15 protein-coding genes are annotated in these 15,277 nt (G+C 70.4%); 9 read left to right on the forward strand and 6 right to left on the reverse strand.

Annotated elements, in window-relative coordinates:
- Positions 1-517: 517 nt before the first annotated feature.
- Entirely contained in the window at positions 518-1,480 is a 963-nt protein-coding gene (locus tag OB08_RS13765) for a hypothetical protein (protein WP_461475659.1), read from the forward strand.
- 150 nt (positions 1,481-1,630) lie between these two features.
- Here OB08_RS13765 and OB08_RS13770 read toward each other — a convergent pair whose 3' ends face one another.
- Both OB08_RS13770 and OB08_RS13775 read right to left on the reverse strand, forming a co-directional pair.
- Entirely contained in the window at positions 1,631-3,883 is a 2,253-nt protein-coding gene (locus OB08_RS13770) for an esterase-like activity of phytase family protein (RefSeq protein WP_461475661.1), read from the reverse strand.
- A 202-nt stretch (positions 3,884-4,085) separates the two neighbouring features.
- Positions 4,086-4,985 carry a TerC family protein gene (locus OB08_RS13775; RefSeq protein ID WP_461475663.1) on the reverse strand — a complete coding sequence of 300 codons (900 nt, stop codon included), beginning with the start codon at positions 4,983-4,985 and terminating at the stop codon, positions 4,086-4,088.
- A gap of 197 nt (positions 4,986-5,182) precedes the next feature.
- Here OB08_RS13775 and OB08_RS13780 point away from each other — a divergent pair, with 197 nt between their 5' ends.
- Positions 5,183-6,298, forward strand: a complete 1,116-nt coding sequence (locus tag OB08_RS13780) for a fatty acid desaturase family protein (protein WP_461475734.1) — start codon at positions 5,183-5,185, stop codon at positions 6,296-6,298.
- Between the two features lie 27 nt (positions 6,299-6,325).
- Here the strand turns inward: OB08_RS13780 and OB08_RS13785 are convergent, their stop codons facing one another.
- The 3 genes from OB08_RS13785 to OB08_RS13795 all read right to left on the reverse strand — a co-directional run bounded on the left by OB08_RS13785 (position 6,326) and on the right by OB08_RS13795 (position 8,319).
- Positions 6,326-6,826 (reverse strand): septum formation family protein, encoded by a 501-nt coding sequence (locus tag OB08_RS13785; protein WP_461475665.1) that lies wholly within the window; start codon positions 6,824-6,826, stop codon positions 6,326-6,328.
- A 115-nt stretch (positions 6,827-6,941) separates the two neighbouring features.
- On the reverse strand, positions 6,942-7,922 hold the full coding sequence (locus OB08_RS13790; RefSeq protein ID WP_461475667.1) for an SRPBCC family protein: 981 nt from the start codon (positions 7,920-7,922) through the stop codon (positions 6,942-6,944).
- Between the two features lies 1 nt (position 7,923).
- On the reverse strand, positions 7,924-8,319 hold the full coding sequence (locus tag OB08_RS13795; RefSeq protein ID WP_461475668.1) for an ArsR/SmtB family transcription factor: 396 nt from the start codon (positions 8,317-8,319) through the stop codon (positions 7,924-7,926).
- Between the two features lie 100 nt (positions 8,320-8,419).
- On the opposite strand from OB08_RS13795, the gene purL reads away from it, so the two are divergent.
- The 7 genes from purL to OB08_RS13830 all read left to right on the forward strand — a co-directional run bounded on the left by purL (position 8,420) and on the right by OB08_RS13830 (position 14,871).
- Positions 8,420-10,747 (forward strand): phosphoribosylformylglycinamidine synthase subunit PurL, encoded by a 2,328-nt coding sequence (purL, locus tag OB08_RS13800; protein WP_461475670.1) that lies wholly within the window; start codon positions 8,420-8,422, stop codon positions 10,745-10,747.
- A 27-nt stretch (positions 10,748-10,774) separates the two neighbouring features.
- Positions 10,775-10,912: a hypothetical protein gene (locus OB08_RS13805; protein WP_191765071.1), complete on the forward strand. Its 138-nt coding sequence runs from the start codon at positions 10,775-10,777 to the stop codon at positions 10,910-10,912.
- Positions 10,913-10,982: 70 nt separating this feature from the next.
- A complete protein-coding gene (locus OB08_RS13810) occupies positions 10,983-11,783 on the forward strand; it encodes a hypothetical protein (RefSeq protein WP_461475672.1) in 801 nt (266 codons plus the stop codon).
- A gap of 66 nt (positions 11,784-11,849) precedes the next feature.
- Complete coding sequence (locus OB08_RS13815; protein WP_461475674.1) at positions 11,850-12,767, forward strand: hypothetical protein; 918 nt, start codon at positions 11,850-11,852, stop codon at positions 12,765-12,767.
- Between the two features lie 105 nt (positions 12,768-12,872).
- Positions 12,873-13,265, forward strand: a complete 393-nt coding sequence (locus OB08_RS13820; protein ID WP_461475676.1) for a GntR family transcriptional regulator — start codon at positions 12,873-12,875, stop codon at positions 13,263-13,265.
- Entirely contained in the window at positions 13,262-14,179 is a 918-nt protein-coding gene (locus tag OB08_RS13825) for an ABC transporter ATP-binding protein (protein WP_461475678.1), read from the forward strand. The genes OB08_RS13820 and OB08_RS13825 overlap by 4 nt, the downstream gene beginning before the upstream one ends.
- Positions 14,176-14,871: a hypothetical protein gene (locus OB08_RS13830; protein ID WP_461475680.1), complete on the forward strand. Its 696-nt coding sequence runs from the start codon at positions 14,176-14,178 to the stop codon at positions 14,869-14,871. Before OB08_RS13825 ends, OB08_RS13830 begins: the two co-directional genes overlap by 4 nt.
- Before the next feature lie 101 nt (positions 14,872-14,972).
- On the opposite strand, the gene OB08_RS13835 is transcribed toward OB08_RS13830, so the two are convergent.
- A complete protein-coding gene (locus OB08_RS13835; RefSeq protein WP_461475681.1) occupies positions 14,973-15,266 on the reverse strand; it encodes a chorismate mutase in 294 nt (97 codons plus the stop codon).
- Positions 15,267-15,277 lie beyond the last annotated feature (11 nt).

Raw genomic sequence — 15,277 nt, forward strand, 5'->3', positions numbered from 1 at the left:
CGCCCACCTGCTGACCGAGTCCGGCATGGGTTACCGCCTGGTCCTCGACCCCGCCTGACCCCGCCCCACCCGGCCCGCCCCGCCCGGCCGGCCCGCCCGGCGGGCCCGACCCCGGCCCGGCCGGCCCTCGCCGCGCCTGACCGGCCCGACCCTCGCTGCCGACGCGTAGCCGTCCCGCGCCGCCCTCGTGGCCGCGCCTCGCTCCATTCCCGCGCCCGCTGCTCGAACCTGTGACCGCGGCCCAGAACTGCGAGCCCCGCACCACTCGGCAGCCCCTCATTTCGCGACCGCTGCTCAAACCGGCGACCGCGGCGTCGCCCGACGCAGCGCTCGCACGAAACAGCCGCACTCGCGACCGACGGCTCGGCGAATGACCGAAAGCCGCGGCATCCACGAAACAGCGGCAGTCACGGGCAGCCGCGGCGTGCTTCCTCCCCCGCTACCGCCGCACCGGGCGGCATCCACCGACACTCCCGACGGCCGACGGTCGAGGCCGCGCCTGTTGCACCGTGGTCCGATGTGGATCCTCGAACCGCCGCTCGACACCGTCTTCCGCCGGCGTGAGAACGACGGCGAGCCGGTGAACGACCGGCGGCTGAAAGCCCGCCTCGCGCAACGCGAGATCGTGCGCATCGCGCCGGGATCGTACGCCGCTCGCAAGGAATGGGAGGCACTCACACCGATGGCGCGTCACGCTCAGCGCGTGTGGGAGACCGCCGCGCGCGCCCGCTCGCACCTCGTCATCTCGCATCACGCGGCCGCTGCCCTTCACGGCATCGACCTCATCGGTGCGTGGCCCGCCGGCGTCGATGTCAGCACAGAGCTCGCGTCGGGCGGGCGCTCGAGCGGCGTGATGCGGCGTCACGGGCGCCGCCTGTCGGAGGTGGAGGCCGTGCCGTGGCTGCGGCACGCGGTGACGACACCCTTGCAGACGGCCGTCGACCTGATGGCCGGCGCCCGCTTCCCCGACGGCGTGGTCGCGGCCGACCAGGCCCTGTGGGCGCGGCGCGCCGGCGGGCCGCTCGTCGACGCGTGCGATCTTCGCGAGCGCGCGCACTCGGTCGTGGGCCGCGGGTCGGCGCGGTCGGCGCGAGCGGCGGACTTCGCGACAGGACTGGCCGACAGCGTCCGCGAGTCCCAGTCCCGGGTGCTGATCGCGACCATGGGCTTTCCCGTGCCCGAGCTGCAGGCCCGGTTCGAGCTCGCCGACGGCCGGGAGGCCCACACCGACTTCTTCTGGCGGGAGCACCGCCACATCGGCGAGTTCGACGGTGCGGGGAAGTACCGCGACCCCGTCTTGCTGCAGGGGCGCACTCCCGAGCAGGTTCTGCTCGACGAGAAGGATCGCGAAGACGAGCTGCGGCGCCAGGTCGCGGCCTTCTCGCGGTGGCGGATGCCGGCGCTCCGGTCACCTCGCGCGCTCTACGACATCCTGACCGGCGCAGGACTGCCTGCACGCCGTCCGCGGCCGGCGCGGTAGCCCACGGGGCGCCCGTTCGTCGAGCGCTGCACCTTCCTGCGAGCGCTGCATCGACCGACGCCGCGGTCGCAGAAATCAGCCGCGGTCGCGAATCCGAAAGGAGAGCGGGCGGATGCCGCAGCATCCGCCCGCTCTTCGGTCGAGGTCGTGTCAGCCGACCGTCGCCACCGCCACGCCGGGCTGGTCGCTGAAGAGGCCGTCCATGCCCTGCTCGAGGAACACCCGGATCTCACCGGCCAGGTCGCCCGGAGCATTGGGGTCGGTGCTCGAGCGGAACTCGACCGGGAGGAACTGGTTCTCGAGGCGGAACGTCCAGCCGTGCACGGAGAGCCCCGCGGCGTGCGCATCGGCGATCACCGGGGTCGGCGTGCCGAGGTTGCCGGCCGGCGTGCGCGGGATCATGACCGACTTCTCGAGGCCCACGCCGTCGGCGTAGGTCGCGATCTCGGCGAGGCCGGCGGGCGTCACGAGGTCCTTGTACGTGCGCGGGTCACCAGCGGCGATGAAATCGTACGGGCGGCCCGAGGGGCTGACCAGCTGGGCGATGCTCACGTCGGTGAGTTCGTTCAGCTCCACGAGGTTCGCGACCTCGAAGCTCTGCAGGATCACCGGCGCGTCCGCGCGGTCCATGCCGTTCGCCTGGAGGGCGGCGGCGAGCGGCTCCTCGAGCGAGAGGCCGATCGAATCGAAGTAGGTCGGGTGCTTCGTCTCCGGGTAGACGCCGACCGGGCGCCCGTCGCAGCTCACCGAGTGGCGTGCGAGGTCGATGACCTCGTCGAGCGTCGGCACGAGGTAGAGGCCGTCGAACGCCGTGTTGGCAGGACGGGTCTGCGGCAGCCGCTCCTTCGCGCGCAGCGTGCGCAGCTCGGAGAGGGTGAAGTCCTCGGTGAACCAGCCGGTGATGCGGGCACCGTCGATCGTCTTGGTGACGCGGCGGTCGGCGAACTCGGTGCGGGTCGAGACATCGGTCGTGCCGCCGATCTCGTTCTCGTGGCGGGCGACGAGCACGCCGTCCTTCGTCGACACGACGTCGGGCTCGATGTAGTCCGCGCACTGCACGATGGCCGTCTCGTACGCCGCGAGGGTGTGCTCGGGACGGTGGCCGCTCGCGCCGCGGTGACCGACGACGGTGATCTCGGACGGCTCGATGCGCGCACGCTGGAGGTCGATCACGGCGAACTCGGTGTCGTCGGGTGTGCCCGCGATGCGCGCGTCGTTGCCGGGGTAGTTGTTGTCGTTGCCGATGAGCAGGCGCCCGTCCTTCAGCTGCACGACGGTCTCGAACGACTGCACCGGCAGCGAGTACACCGCACCCGTGCCGTAGCCGTCGCCGTCGCCGATCAGGTCCGGGTTCTGGATGCGCAGCGCGTCCACCACGAGCGTCTTCTCGAGGTAGCCCTCGGCGTCGGCGCGCGTGAGGTCGACCTCGTAGATGCGCTTGGTGACAGCCTGGTCGCCCTCGAAGTCGTCGCGCTCGACGATGAGGAGCCGGTCGCTCTTCGTGAGGAAGGCGTCGCCGATGACGTTCGCCTCCTGGTCGGTCTGGTAGCTCCACGTGCGGCCGGTGTACTGCCCGCGCTTCACGTCGAACTCGAGCACCTCACGGCGACGCAGGTCGGAGTCGTCGGCGTACGAGCCCTCGACGATCGGGTAGAGGAACTTCCCGTTCTTCGACGCGGCGAGCGCCTCGAAGCCGCGGCTGGCCCGCACGCGCGGCGTCTCGCCCTGCAGGTACGGGTTCTGCGGCGACTTCGCGCCGTCGAGCGAGAACGGCTTCTCGAGCAGCGTGCCCTCGGCGTCGAAGTGCAGCAGGAACGGGCCGAACTCCTCGCCGACCCAGAACGTGCCGTCCTTGGCGCGCACGACGGACTCGATGTCGAAGTCCGCGCCGGTGAGCAGACGCTCTTCGGTGCCGTCGCCCACGATCGGGAAGTCGAGCACGCCGTTGCGGTCGTTGTACGAGATGAAGCGCTCGACCTCGATGGCGCCCGCGCCGCCGGCGGCGGTCTCCCACGCGGGGCGCACCAGGTAGTTGCGCAGCAGGAAGTCGGCCGAGTTGCCCTTCGAGCCGAAGCCGTTGTCGGGCTGCGCCCAGAAGGTGCCGTCGCCGTTGTCGATCGCGGCGGAGAATCCGGGGATGACCTGGCCGTCCCACGGACCGGTGCGCCCGTTCGCCGACGAGGCGAGCGCGCCCGACGGCGGTCCCTCTTCGAGGTGGTCGGCCGACAGCGTCGCGCGCGCGACCAGGGTGGGAGCGACGGTCTTGACGATGCCCGAAGCACTGGGGGCGCGGTCGGGCGCGGCGAGCGCGGCGGCGGGAGTGAGGACGGATGCCGCGGCGACAGCCGCGACGGTGAGGGCGACGACGCGCGGCAGGGCGCGCGATCGGGGGAATCGGCTCATGCGACGAGCAAACCGAGCCGACGGGGCGCCGCCGTGACGCCGAGGGAACGCGGGTCGGACATCCGGGTGAACGGATGCCGCGGCATCCACTCGCCCCGTTGCCGTCGCGAGCGCTGCACATTCCTGCGAGCGCCGCGTCGATCGGAGCAGCGGTCGCAGGAAACGGCAGCACTCACGAGCGCTGTACGAGGAAAGTCCTCTGTCAGCCCAGGCCGGCGCGCTCGTCGTCAGCCGGGGCGGTGTCGCCCGCGACGGGCTTGCGCGAGAGTCCGACCGACCCGCCGGACGCGCCGCCCGACAGCGCGGTGCGCACCGCGACCGACTCGTCGACGTCGGCGTACTGCGGACGCAGCTGAACGGCGTGCTGGCGCTTCTGCTCGCGCTTCGCCTTGCGTGCGGAGTACGCCAGGTTGAGGGCCTCGACGAAGATCGCGAACGCCATCGGTCCGTAGATGAACGCCTTGTCGATCTTGATCTCGAAGCCCTCTGCCACGAGGAACACGCCGATGAGTAGAAGGAACGACAGCGCGAGCATCTTCACCGTGGGGTGCTTGTTGACGAACGCGAAGATGAAGCGCGATGCGAAGAGCATGATGCCGAACGACAACACCACGACCGTGATGATCACGATGAGGCTCTCGGTCATGCCGACCGCGGTGATGACCGAATCGAGCGAGAAGACGAGGTCGAGCAGCAGGATCTGGATGAGCACCGATCCGAACGTGATCGTCTTGCGTCCGACGCCGCCGTGCTCCTCTTCGGCCCCCTCGAGCTTGTGGTGGATCTCGGTGACCGCTTTGTAGACGAGGAAGAGACCACCCGCGATGAGGATCAGGTCCTTCCACGAGAAGCCCATCTCGCCGATGAAGAAGACGTCCTCCTTGAGCGTGATGATCCAGCCGGCGAACAGCACGAGGACCACGCGCATCACCATCGCGAGGGTGAGGCCGAGGTTGCGGGCCTTGGCCTGCTGCTCCTTCGGCAGCTTCGACGCGAGGATCGAGATGAAGATGACGTTGTCGACGCCGAGAACGATCTCGAGCACGAACAGAGTCAGGAAGACGGCGACCAGATCCGGGGTGAAGTCGAGGGAGAAGTCCACGAGGCCATCGTAGGCGGCAGGGACGGAGGAGCTTGTCAAGGGGGTGGGTCTGAGCATGACCCGGGAACACGCTTGGTATCAGCCACCCATACCGGCCCGGTCATATGCAGGTGCGTAGTCTGGCCTCAGCGATCGGCATCCGCCTGTGGCTCCGCACCGACCGAGAGGTCGGCACCCGAACCAGAGCAGGTGCGATCATCGCCACCATCACCACCGTCGCCCCCGAAGGTCGTCTGGGTGCTGTGCGCCAGACCTACGCCGGCGCCGAGACCTTCCCGCCCGTCGCCCGTGCCTACACCGAGGTGTCGCAGGTGGTCCGTGAGACCGGCCTCCTGCAGCGGGCCCGCTGGTTCTATGCCCTGGTCGGCGGCGCCATCGCGCTCGCCTTCGGCGGCGCCGTCACCGGATTCATCCTGCTCGGCGACACGTGGTACCAGCTGCTCATCGCCGGGGCGCTCGGCGTGATCTTCACCCAGGTGGCCTTCCTCGCCCACGAGGCCGCGCACCGGCAGATCCTCGAGTCGGGGCCCGCGAACGACCGGCTCGGACGCATCCTGGCAGCCGGCGTCGTCGGCATCAGCCTCTCCTGGTGGAACAACAAGCACAACCGCCACCACGCCAACCCGAACCGCGTCGGAAAGGACCCCGACATCGAGATCGACACGATCTCGTTCCTCGAAGCGGATGCCGCGTCCGCCGGTCGCCTGCGCGCCCTCGTGACGCGCAAGCAGGGCTGGCTGTTCTTCCCGCTCCTCACGCTCGAGGGCGCGAATCTGCACGCCCACGCCTTCCGGCACCTGTTCTCGCGCGGCGAGGTCAAGGACCGCTGGGTCGAGCTCGCGCTCATCGCGCTGCGTTTCTCGCTGTACCTCACCCCGATCTTCCTGTTCCTGCCGATCGGCATGGCGTTCGCCTTCCTCGGCGTGCAGCTCGCGGTCTTCGGCGTTTACATGGGCGCCTCGTTCGCGCCGAACCACAAGGGCATGCCGATCATCGCCGCCGACGCCAAGCTCGACTTCTTCTCGAAGCAGGTGCGCACGTCGCGCAACATCCGCGGCGGCTGGTGGGCGACTGCGCTCATGGGAGGGCTCAACTACCAGGTCGAGCACCACCTCTTCCCGAGCATGGCGCGCCCCTACCTCGCCAAGGCGCGCGAGATCGTCATGGAGCAGTGCCGCACGCGCGGCGTGCCGTACACCGAGACGTCGCTCGTGCAGTCGTACGGCATCGTCATCGCGTACCTGAACCGCGTCGGGCTCGCCGCGCGCGACCCGTTCGACTGCCCGATGGTGAATCGCTTCCGCAGCGCCTGAGACCCGCAGGTCCCGGAGGGCCGCGGGTCAGCGCGCGGCGTCCGCGAGGCTGCCGGTCGTCTCGCCGGACTCCTCGCCGATGAGGCACGTGACCGTGCGATCGTCGAGGCTGTTCCACGACTCCTCCGTCGGCGTGTAGTACGTCGCGAGCAGCACCGACTCGTCGTAGGTGAGGCCGACGAACTCGGTGAAGGCCTCTTCACACGTCGTCCAGGCCTGCTCGTCGACGACGTCGGCGCCGGGGAACTCGTCGCCCGTCAGCTGGAAGTCGTGGTACGCCTCGAACGCGTGGGGCTCGCCGCACGGCACGGCGGCGACCTCGGAGACCTCGCCCTCCGGCGCGTCGGCCAGACAGTCGCCGACGGTGATCGTGAAGACGTCGAGCTGACCGCTCTCGGCGATCTCGCCGCTGTCGTCGCGCTCGGCGCCGGCGGGGAAGATCGAATCGATGACGCTGCACCCGGTGAGGGTGAGTGCGGCGGCGACGCTCGCGGCGGCGAGAGCCCCGAGTCGGCGGGTGGTGTGCATGGGCGGCCCCTTGCTGATGAAGCGTCTGCTGTGCGGCACGGCGGACGGCGGATGCCTCGACCGCCGCGCCGCGAGCAGTATATGGGTCTGCGCGGACACGCCCCCGCCGCGTCGCTCAGACCGCCGCGAGCACTCCCTCGAGCCGCGCGTAGCTCGCCTCCATGCCCTCCGTCATGCCGGTGGCGAGCACCATGTCGCGCGTCTGCTTGTCGGGGTACTCGATGAGCAGCGTGATGAGCGTCGCACCGTCCTCCTCTTCGAGGCTCAGGTCGTTGAGCGTCGAGGGGTAGTCGGTGCCGGTCATGTGCTCCGTCGTCACCGCGCGCCGCGGCGCCTCGGCGAGCACGGTCTCGCCGTCGAACCCGAAGCGCTCGCCTTCGGCGCCGTCGACGGGCTCCCACTCGTAGCGGTAGCGGCCGCCCACCGCGGAGTCGACCTCGCACACCGACATGCGCCAGCCGTCAGGTCCCAGCATCCACTTCTCGAGCAGCTCGGGCTCCTGGTGGGCGCGCCACACGAGGTCGATGGGTCCTTCGATGAGGCGCGTGATGCGCACGTGGGTGTCGTCGAGGATCTCGGTCTGCGTCCCCTTGCCGGCGGCGTACTCGCGCAGGCCGGCGAGTACGCGGTCGAGCTGGTTGATAGCCATCGTCGAACCCTCGACGGCGCCGAACGCGACGACCTGCTCGAGCGCCTCGGCCGAGGCGAAGTACGTCGTGTTGACCATGCGGGAGCCCGTGCCGGTCGCATCGAAACGGAACACGACCCGCATCGTGGGCATCCCGTCGAGCGGCGCCCCGTCTTCGTTGGCGAAGTTGTCGAGCACCGTGAAGCCCTGCGGGCCGTCGATCTCGAGGAACTCCCATGAGCCGTACGACTTCTCGCCCTGCGGGCTGGTCATGAAGTACACGGCGTGGCCGCCGACCTCGAAGTCGAACGTCGGGAACGTCGCCGGCCAGCCCGGAGGGCCCCAGAAGCGCTCGAGCTGCCGCGGGTTCGTGAAGGCGTCCCAGAGCCGATCCACCGGCGCGTCGAACTCCGCGGTGAGCGTCATGGTGAGGGCTTCGGGATCGGTGGTGACATCGGTGACGGGCATCTCATGCTCCTTGAGTGTCGGTGCGGTCGGGGTCGTGCGGGTCGGTGCCGGCCGTGCCGCCGGCGGGTTCGGCGAGGAGCACGTCGAGGCGGTCGATGCGCGAGCGCCACAGCTCCTCGTAGCGCGCGAGCAGCGCGCGTGCCCGGGCGATCATGGTCGGATCCGCCCGGACGAGACGTTCGCGCCCTTCGGCGCGCTTGACGATGAGGCCGGCCGCCTCGAGGACGGCGACGTGCTTCTGCACCGCGGCGAACGACATCTCGTAGTCGCGGGCCAAGGCCGAGACAGAGTGCTCGGACTCGATGGCGCGGCGCAGGATGTCGCGCCGCGTGGACGCCGCGAGGGCGTGGAACACGCGGTCGATCTCATCATCGCTCAACTCATTTCGTACAACCATTTGGTTGTACGTTAGCGCCGGTCACAGCATCCGTCAACCCCTTCGGCCCCAACTAGACTGGGACCGTCCGGCGTCCCTCGAATTCCTGGAGCTGAGCCGCGTGACCACCCCCTCTCCGAAGGCCCTGGCCGACACCGTCTCGAACGCCGAGGCCACCCCTGAGAAGGAGCAGCCGTACGCGGCGCTCGGACTCAAGCCCGACGAGTACGACAAGATCCGCGAGATCCTCGGACGCCGCCCCACCTCCGGCGAGCTGGCGATGTACTCCGTCATGTGGAGTGAGCACTGCTCGTACAAGTCGTCGAAGATCTACCTCCGCAAGTTCGGCGAGAAGGTCTCCGACGAGATGAAGGAACGGCTCATGGTGGGCATGGGCCAGAACGCCGGCGTCGTCGACATCGGCGAGGGCTGGGCGGTCACCTTCAAGGTCGAGTCGCACAACCACCCCAGCTACATCGAGCCGTTCCAGGGTGCCGCGACAGGCGTCGGCGGCATCGTGCGCGACATCATCTCGATGGGCGCCCGCCCGGTCGCCGTCATGGACCAGCTGCGCTTCGGCGCCATCGACCACCCCGACACGGCGCGCGTCGTGCACGGCGTCACGAGCGGCATCTCGTTCTACGGCAACTGCCTCGGCCTGCCAAACATCGGCGGCGAGACCGTCTTCGACGCCGTGTACCAGGGCAACCCGCTCGTCAACGCCCTCGCGGTCGGCGTCCTGCGCCACGAAGACCTCAAGCTCGCCAACGCGACCGGCGCCGGCAACAAGGTCGTGCTGTTCGGCGCCCGGACCGGCGGCGACGGCATCGGCGGGGCATCCATCCTCGCCTCCGACACGTTCGCCGACGGCGGCCCCACCAAGCGGCCCGCCGTTCAGGTGGGCGACCCCTTCGCCGAGAAGGTGCTCATCGAGTGCTGCCTCGAGCTCTACAAGGGCGAGCTCGTCGAAGCGATCCAGGACCTCGGCGCCGCCGGCATCTCGTGCGCCACGAGCGAGCTCGCCGCCAACGGCGGATCGGGCATGCGCGTCGACCTCGAGAACGTGCTGTTGCGCGACCCCACGCTCACGCCCGAGGAGATCCTCATGAGCGAGAGCCAGGAGCGCATGATGGCGATCGTGGCTCCCGAGAAGCTCGACGCGTTCCTCGAGGTCGTGAAGAAGTGGGACGTCGAGACCAGCGTGCTCGGCGAGGTCACCGGCGACGGTCGCCTGCAGATCTTCTGGCACGGCGAGGAGATCGTCAACGTCGACCCCTCGACGGTCGCGGTCGACGGCCCGGTGTACGAGCGCCCCGTCGCCTACCCGACCTGGATCGACGCGCTGCGCGACGACTCCGCCTCGGCGCTGCCGCGCGACGTCGACGGCGACACGCTCCGCCGTCAGTTCACCCAGCTCGTCGCGAGCCCGAACCTCGCCGACACCTCGTGGGTGACGAACCAGTACGACTACTACGTCATGGGCAACACCGCGCTGGCGTTCCCCGACGACGCCGGCATGATCCGCGTCGACGAGCAGTCGGGCCTCGGCTTCGCGATCGCCACCGACTGCAACGGCCGCTACTGCCAGCTCGACCCGTATCAGGGCGCCAAGCTCGCCCTCGCCGAGGCGTACCGCAACGTCGCCGTCACCGGCGCGGTGCCGACCGCCGTCACCGACTGCCTCAACTTCGGCAGCCCTGAGAACCCCGAGGTCATGTGGCAGTTCTCGCAGTCCGTCGACGGGCTGTCCGACGGATGCCTCGAGCTCGGCGTGCCCGTCACGGGCGGCAACGTCTCGTTCTACAACCAGACCGGCGACCAGCCGATCTTCCCGACGCCTGTGGTCGGCGTGCTCGGCATCATCGACGACGTCGCCCGCCGCATCCCGTCGGGCTGGCAGGACGCCGGCGAGAACATCTATCTCCTCGGCGTCACCGCGACCGAGCTCTCGGGCTCGCAGTGGGCCGGCACGATCCACGGCCACCTCGGCGGACGCCCGCCGGCGGTCGACCTCGGTCAGGAGAAGAAGCTCGCCGAGCTGGTCCACGCCGCCTCGCAGCAGTCGCTCGTCTCGTCGGCGCACGACCTGTCGTCCGGCGGCCTGGCGCAGGCCCTCGCCGAGGCCGTCATGCGGTTCGGCGTCGGCGCGCGCGTGTGGCTCGACGAGATCATCGAACGCGACGGGGTGGATGCCGCGACCGCGCTGTTCTCGGAGTCGACCGGCCGCGTGATCGTGAGCGTGCCGCGCGAGGACGACGTGAAGTTCCGCGGCCTGTGCGAGGGCCGGGGCTACCCGGTGCTGCGCATCGGCGTGACGGATGCCGGTGCCGACGGCGCGGCACTCGAGGTGCAGGGCCTGTTCACCGTGCCGCTCGCCGAGCTGCGCGACCTGTCGACCTCGACCCTGCCGGCCGCCTTCGGCGCCACGGTGGCGGAGCCCGTCGCCTGACGCGACCCCGGATCTAGGATGGGACGCATGGCGGCGGACGACGAAGAGTACAGCGGTTTCAACGACACCCGGCAGAAGCGCGTCAAGGTGATCGCCTGGGTGACGATCGTCGCCCTGATCCTGGTCGGCGGCGGCGCCACGGTCTTCGCCCTGCTGTTCGGCTGATCTCGGTATACGTCCGCGCGCTCAGCAGACTCCCGGGACGCCGCGAGGCACCCGCGGTTACCATGTCAGGGTGGAGCCTCTCATCCTGCTCGTGCAGGGCTGGTGGTGGGCCGCTCCGGCCGCCGCGGGCGTCGGAGCCGCTTCCTACATGGGCCTGACGACGGGTCGCCGCCGCGCGCGACGACTCGAGCTCGACGCCGCCCGTCACGAGGAGAGCCAGGCGTACCGTGCGCTCGTCGCCGCCAAGGCGCAGGTGCGCGTGGCGCAGGCCGACGTGCTCGCAGCCCGCTCGCGCGCGGGCGGTGCGGCGTCGGCGGGTGCGAAGCGCGCGCTGCAGTCCGCACGCGACGATGAGAAGACGGCGTCGTACGCGCTGCGCGCCAGCCGTGCCCGCGTGAAGGCGTCGTATGCCCAGTACCGCGCCGGCTCGGCCGCCGAGCCGCTGCCGATCGAGCGGCTCTACGCCGCGCACGACGCCGTGAACGCTCGCTGGCTCGCCTACGAGACCGACATCGACAAGGCGCTGGCCTTCCCGCAGGTGACCGACCCGCGGCATCCCGCCACCGTCGCATTCCTGCGAGCGCAGCGCGAGGCGCAGTTCGCCCGGCCCACGGCAGGCCGCCGCATCGCTCCCGCCGACTTCGTCCGCTACCGTGACGCGGTCGCCGCGCTCGATGCGTCGCTGGTCGAGGCCGAGCGCCAGGCGGGCGTGCCGGGCACGCCGCGCGCGCCGCAGACCGGTGTCGCCGGTGTACTCGGCTCGGTCGCCGACATGATCGACGCGGCGATCCCCGTCATCGAGGGCATCCGCTCGGCGGTCGTGCTGCCGCAGCGGTGGACCACCAAGCCGCCGGGGCCTGCGGCCCGCTGAGCGCGCCGGGCTGGCAGGCTGCCGCGAGCCCGACATCCGGCGTCGCGCGCCCGTTAGCATGACAGGGTGGAGCCGATCTTCACGTTCCTGAGCCAGTACTGGTGGCTCGTCTTCCCGCTCTTCGGTGTGATGAGCGCGGTCGGCGGCGCCTGGGAGCGGGGCGCCCGCCGCCGTCACAGGCGCCGGCTCGAGGTTCTGCACGCGAAGGCCGAGCTCAAGGCCGCCGCGCGGGGCGACGCCGTGGCCGCGGCATCCCTCCCCCCTGTCACGGCCCCGACCGCGACGACCATCGACTCGCATGGCGTGCGCGAGACGCAGGCCACGCAGCTCGAGCGGCTCTTCGCCACCCACGACGGCGTGACGGCGCGCTGGCTGGACTACGAGCTCGACGTGGCCAAGATCATCGCGTTCCCGGCCATGAGCGACGGGCGACAGCCCCTGACCGCGGCGTTCCTCCGCGCCAAGCGCATCGCCGACGGACTGCGCCCCGCGTCGCCGAAGGCCCGCCTGACGAAGGAGCAGCTGGCCGAGTACCGCAATGCGGTCGCCGACTTCGAGGTCGCGTTCGACGTCGCCGAGCGCGACGCGCGCCGCCTCAAGGACTCCTCGTTCACCGAGGTGGAGCGCAAGCGCCTCGACACCGCCAAGCAGCTGCTGACCGTCGCGATCGACCAGGCGGCGACGCCCGCCGAGCGCCAGCTGGCGTATCGGCGCGTCCGACAGGAGCTCGACGGGCTCATCTCGCTCTCGGACGAGGCGATCGAGGTGCTCGAGACGAAGGTCGCCCTCGAACTGCCGGCAGCTGCGCCTGCGCAGGAGACGGGGGCGGATGCCGCGCCCCCGCGCGTCTCGACGACACCGCCGCCCGCCCCGGCGTCGGGGGTCTCGGGTGCCGCTCCGCAGCCCGCCCCGTGGCCCGTGCCCGCCCGACCCTCCGGCGACACCGCGCCCGGCCGTGTGATCCACCCCAAGTCGCATCCCTGACGGCGAGCGCGCCCGCCTCACCCTCCCCTGCGCACGCGGGGGGTTGCGCGCACGTCAGGTTCTGTGGTTACTTGGTCGAGTAACTAACCGACAAGGCAGGTCGATGTGATCGAAGAAGGCCGGGCGCTGTTCCTCCAGATCGCCGAGAGCGTGGAGGACTCCATCGTCGACGGCAGCCTCCCCGAAGAGGGGCGTGCGCCGTCGACCAACGAGCTCGCCGGCTTCTACCGCATCAACCCCGCCACCGCCGCAAAGGGAGTCGCCATGCTCGTCGACAAGGGCGTCATCTACAAGCGCCGCGGGATCGGCATGTTCGTCGCGCCCGGCGCTCGCGAACGGCTTCTCGCCGAGCGCCGGGCGTCGTTCGCCGACCGCTTCGTCGAACCGCTCCTGGCCGAGGCCCGCAAGCTCGGGCTCGGCGCCGAGGATCTCACCGCACTCATTCGCGACCGATCCCTCACACCGGCCGCGCCCACCCCCGAAGGAGACGCACGATGACGCACGTGATCGAGGTGAAGGGCCTCACCAAGCGCTACCGCGAGACACTCGCCGTCGACGACGTGAGCTTCTCGATCGAGAAGGACACGATCTACGGCCTGCTGGGCCGCAACGGCGCCGGCAAGACCACGGTCATGTCGATCCTCACCGCTCAGAACTTCGCGACCAGCGGCGAGGTCCGCGTCTTCGGCGAGAACCCCTATGAGAACGCGAAGGTCCTGGGCCGGATGTGCTTCGTCCGCGAGAGCCAGAAATACCCCGACGACGCGAAGCCCGCCCACGCGTTCAAGACCGCGCGGCTCTTCTTCCCGAACTGGAGCCAGGAGCTCGCCGACCGCCTGATCGACGACTTCCAGCTTCCGATGAACCGGCGCATCAAGAAGCTGTCGCGCGGACAGCTGTCGGCCGTCGGCGTGATCATCGGCCTCGCCTCGCGCGCCGAGATCACCTTCTTCGACGAGCCCTACCTCGGCCTCGACGCCGTGGCGCGGCAGATCTTCTACGACCGGCTCCTCGCCGACTACACCGAGCACCCGCGCACGGTCATCCTCTCGAGCCACCTGATCGACGAGGTCGCGAACCTCATCGAGCGCGTGCTCGTGATCGACCGCGGCCGCATCGTGATGGACGAAGACACCGACTCGGTGCGCGACCGCGCGTCCAACGTCGTCGGCGATTCGGCCGCGGTCGAGGCCTTCGTCGCCGGACGCGAGGTCATCCACCGCGAGAGCCTCGGCCGCGTCTCGTCGGTCACGGTGCTCGGCGCCCTGACCGACGCCGACCGCGAGCGCCTCACGGCCGCCGGCCTCGAGGTCGCGCCGGTCTCGCTGCAGCAGCTCATCGTGCGCACGACGCAGCACGCGAGCGGCGCCGCCCCCGAACCCGCCCCGATCGACGAAGGAGCACTGCGATGAGCCGCACCGTCAGCGTCGTCCGCATGCAGCTGATCAACCGCCAGACCTACATCTGGGTGCCGCTGCTCGTGCTGGGCGGCGCCTTCCTGCTGACGCTCGCGATCTACGCGATGCTCGAGACCTCGGGGGTGACCGGGCCGAAGTACGGCGGCGGGGCCCAGGCGCCGCTGTGGTACTTCTGCGTGGTCGGGATCCAGGCGCTGACCCTCACCTTCCCGTTCTCGCAGGCGATGAGCGTGACGCGACGCGAGTTCTACGTCGGAACGCTGCTCACCGCGGCGGGCACGAGCGCCGTGCTCGCGGTCATCTACCTCGTGGGCGGCCTGATCGAGCAGGCGACCGGAGGCTGGGGCATGAACGGGTACTTCTTCTCCGTGCCCTGGGTCTGGGAGGCCGGCCCCGCCGTCACCCTGCTGTTCTGGTTCACCTCCGCGATGCTCGTGTTCGTGTCGGGCTTCTGGGCGGCGACCATCTACAAGCGGGCGGGGTCCGTCGTGCTCACGCTCGTGCTGGTCGGTCTCGGCGCCCTGCTGGTCCTGTGGATGTACCTCGTCGGCCGCATGGACGCGTGGGCCCGGGTGTTCGAGTGGTTCGCCGCGCAGGGCCCGCTCGGCCTCTCGCTGTGGGGCCTGCTCCTCGGCGCCGTGCTGGCGGCGGCGTCGTACCTGACCTTGCGTCGCGCCGTTCCGTGACGCGACAGGGCTCACCTCGGGGGTGAGCGGATGCCTCGGCCCGCCGCATCGCGCGGGGCCGGGGCATCCGTCATTCCGACGCCCGGTCGCTGTGCGGCGCCTCAGCGGCTGTCCGCGGCCTCAGTGTGGTGGCGGATCACCTCGGCCACCACGAAGTTGAACCATTTCTCGGCGAAAGCGGGGTCGAGGTCGGCCTCTTCGGCGAGGCGCCGCAGGCGGGCGACCTGCTGCTCCTCGCGCGCCGGGTCGGAGGCAGGCATGCCGTGCTCGGCCTTGAGGTGGCCGACCTGCTTGGTGGCCTTGAAGCGCTCGGCGAGAAGGTAGACGAGCGAGGCGTCGATGTTGTCGATGCTGCTGCGCAGCCGGCGCAGCGTGGTCGTCGGGTCCTCGGTCATGGGGGCCTCCT

The organism is Microbacterium sp. HJ5, assembly GCF_054824025.1.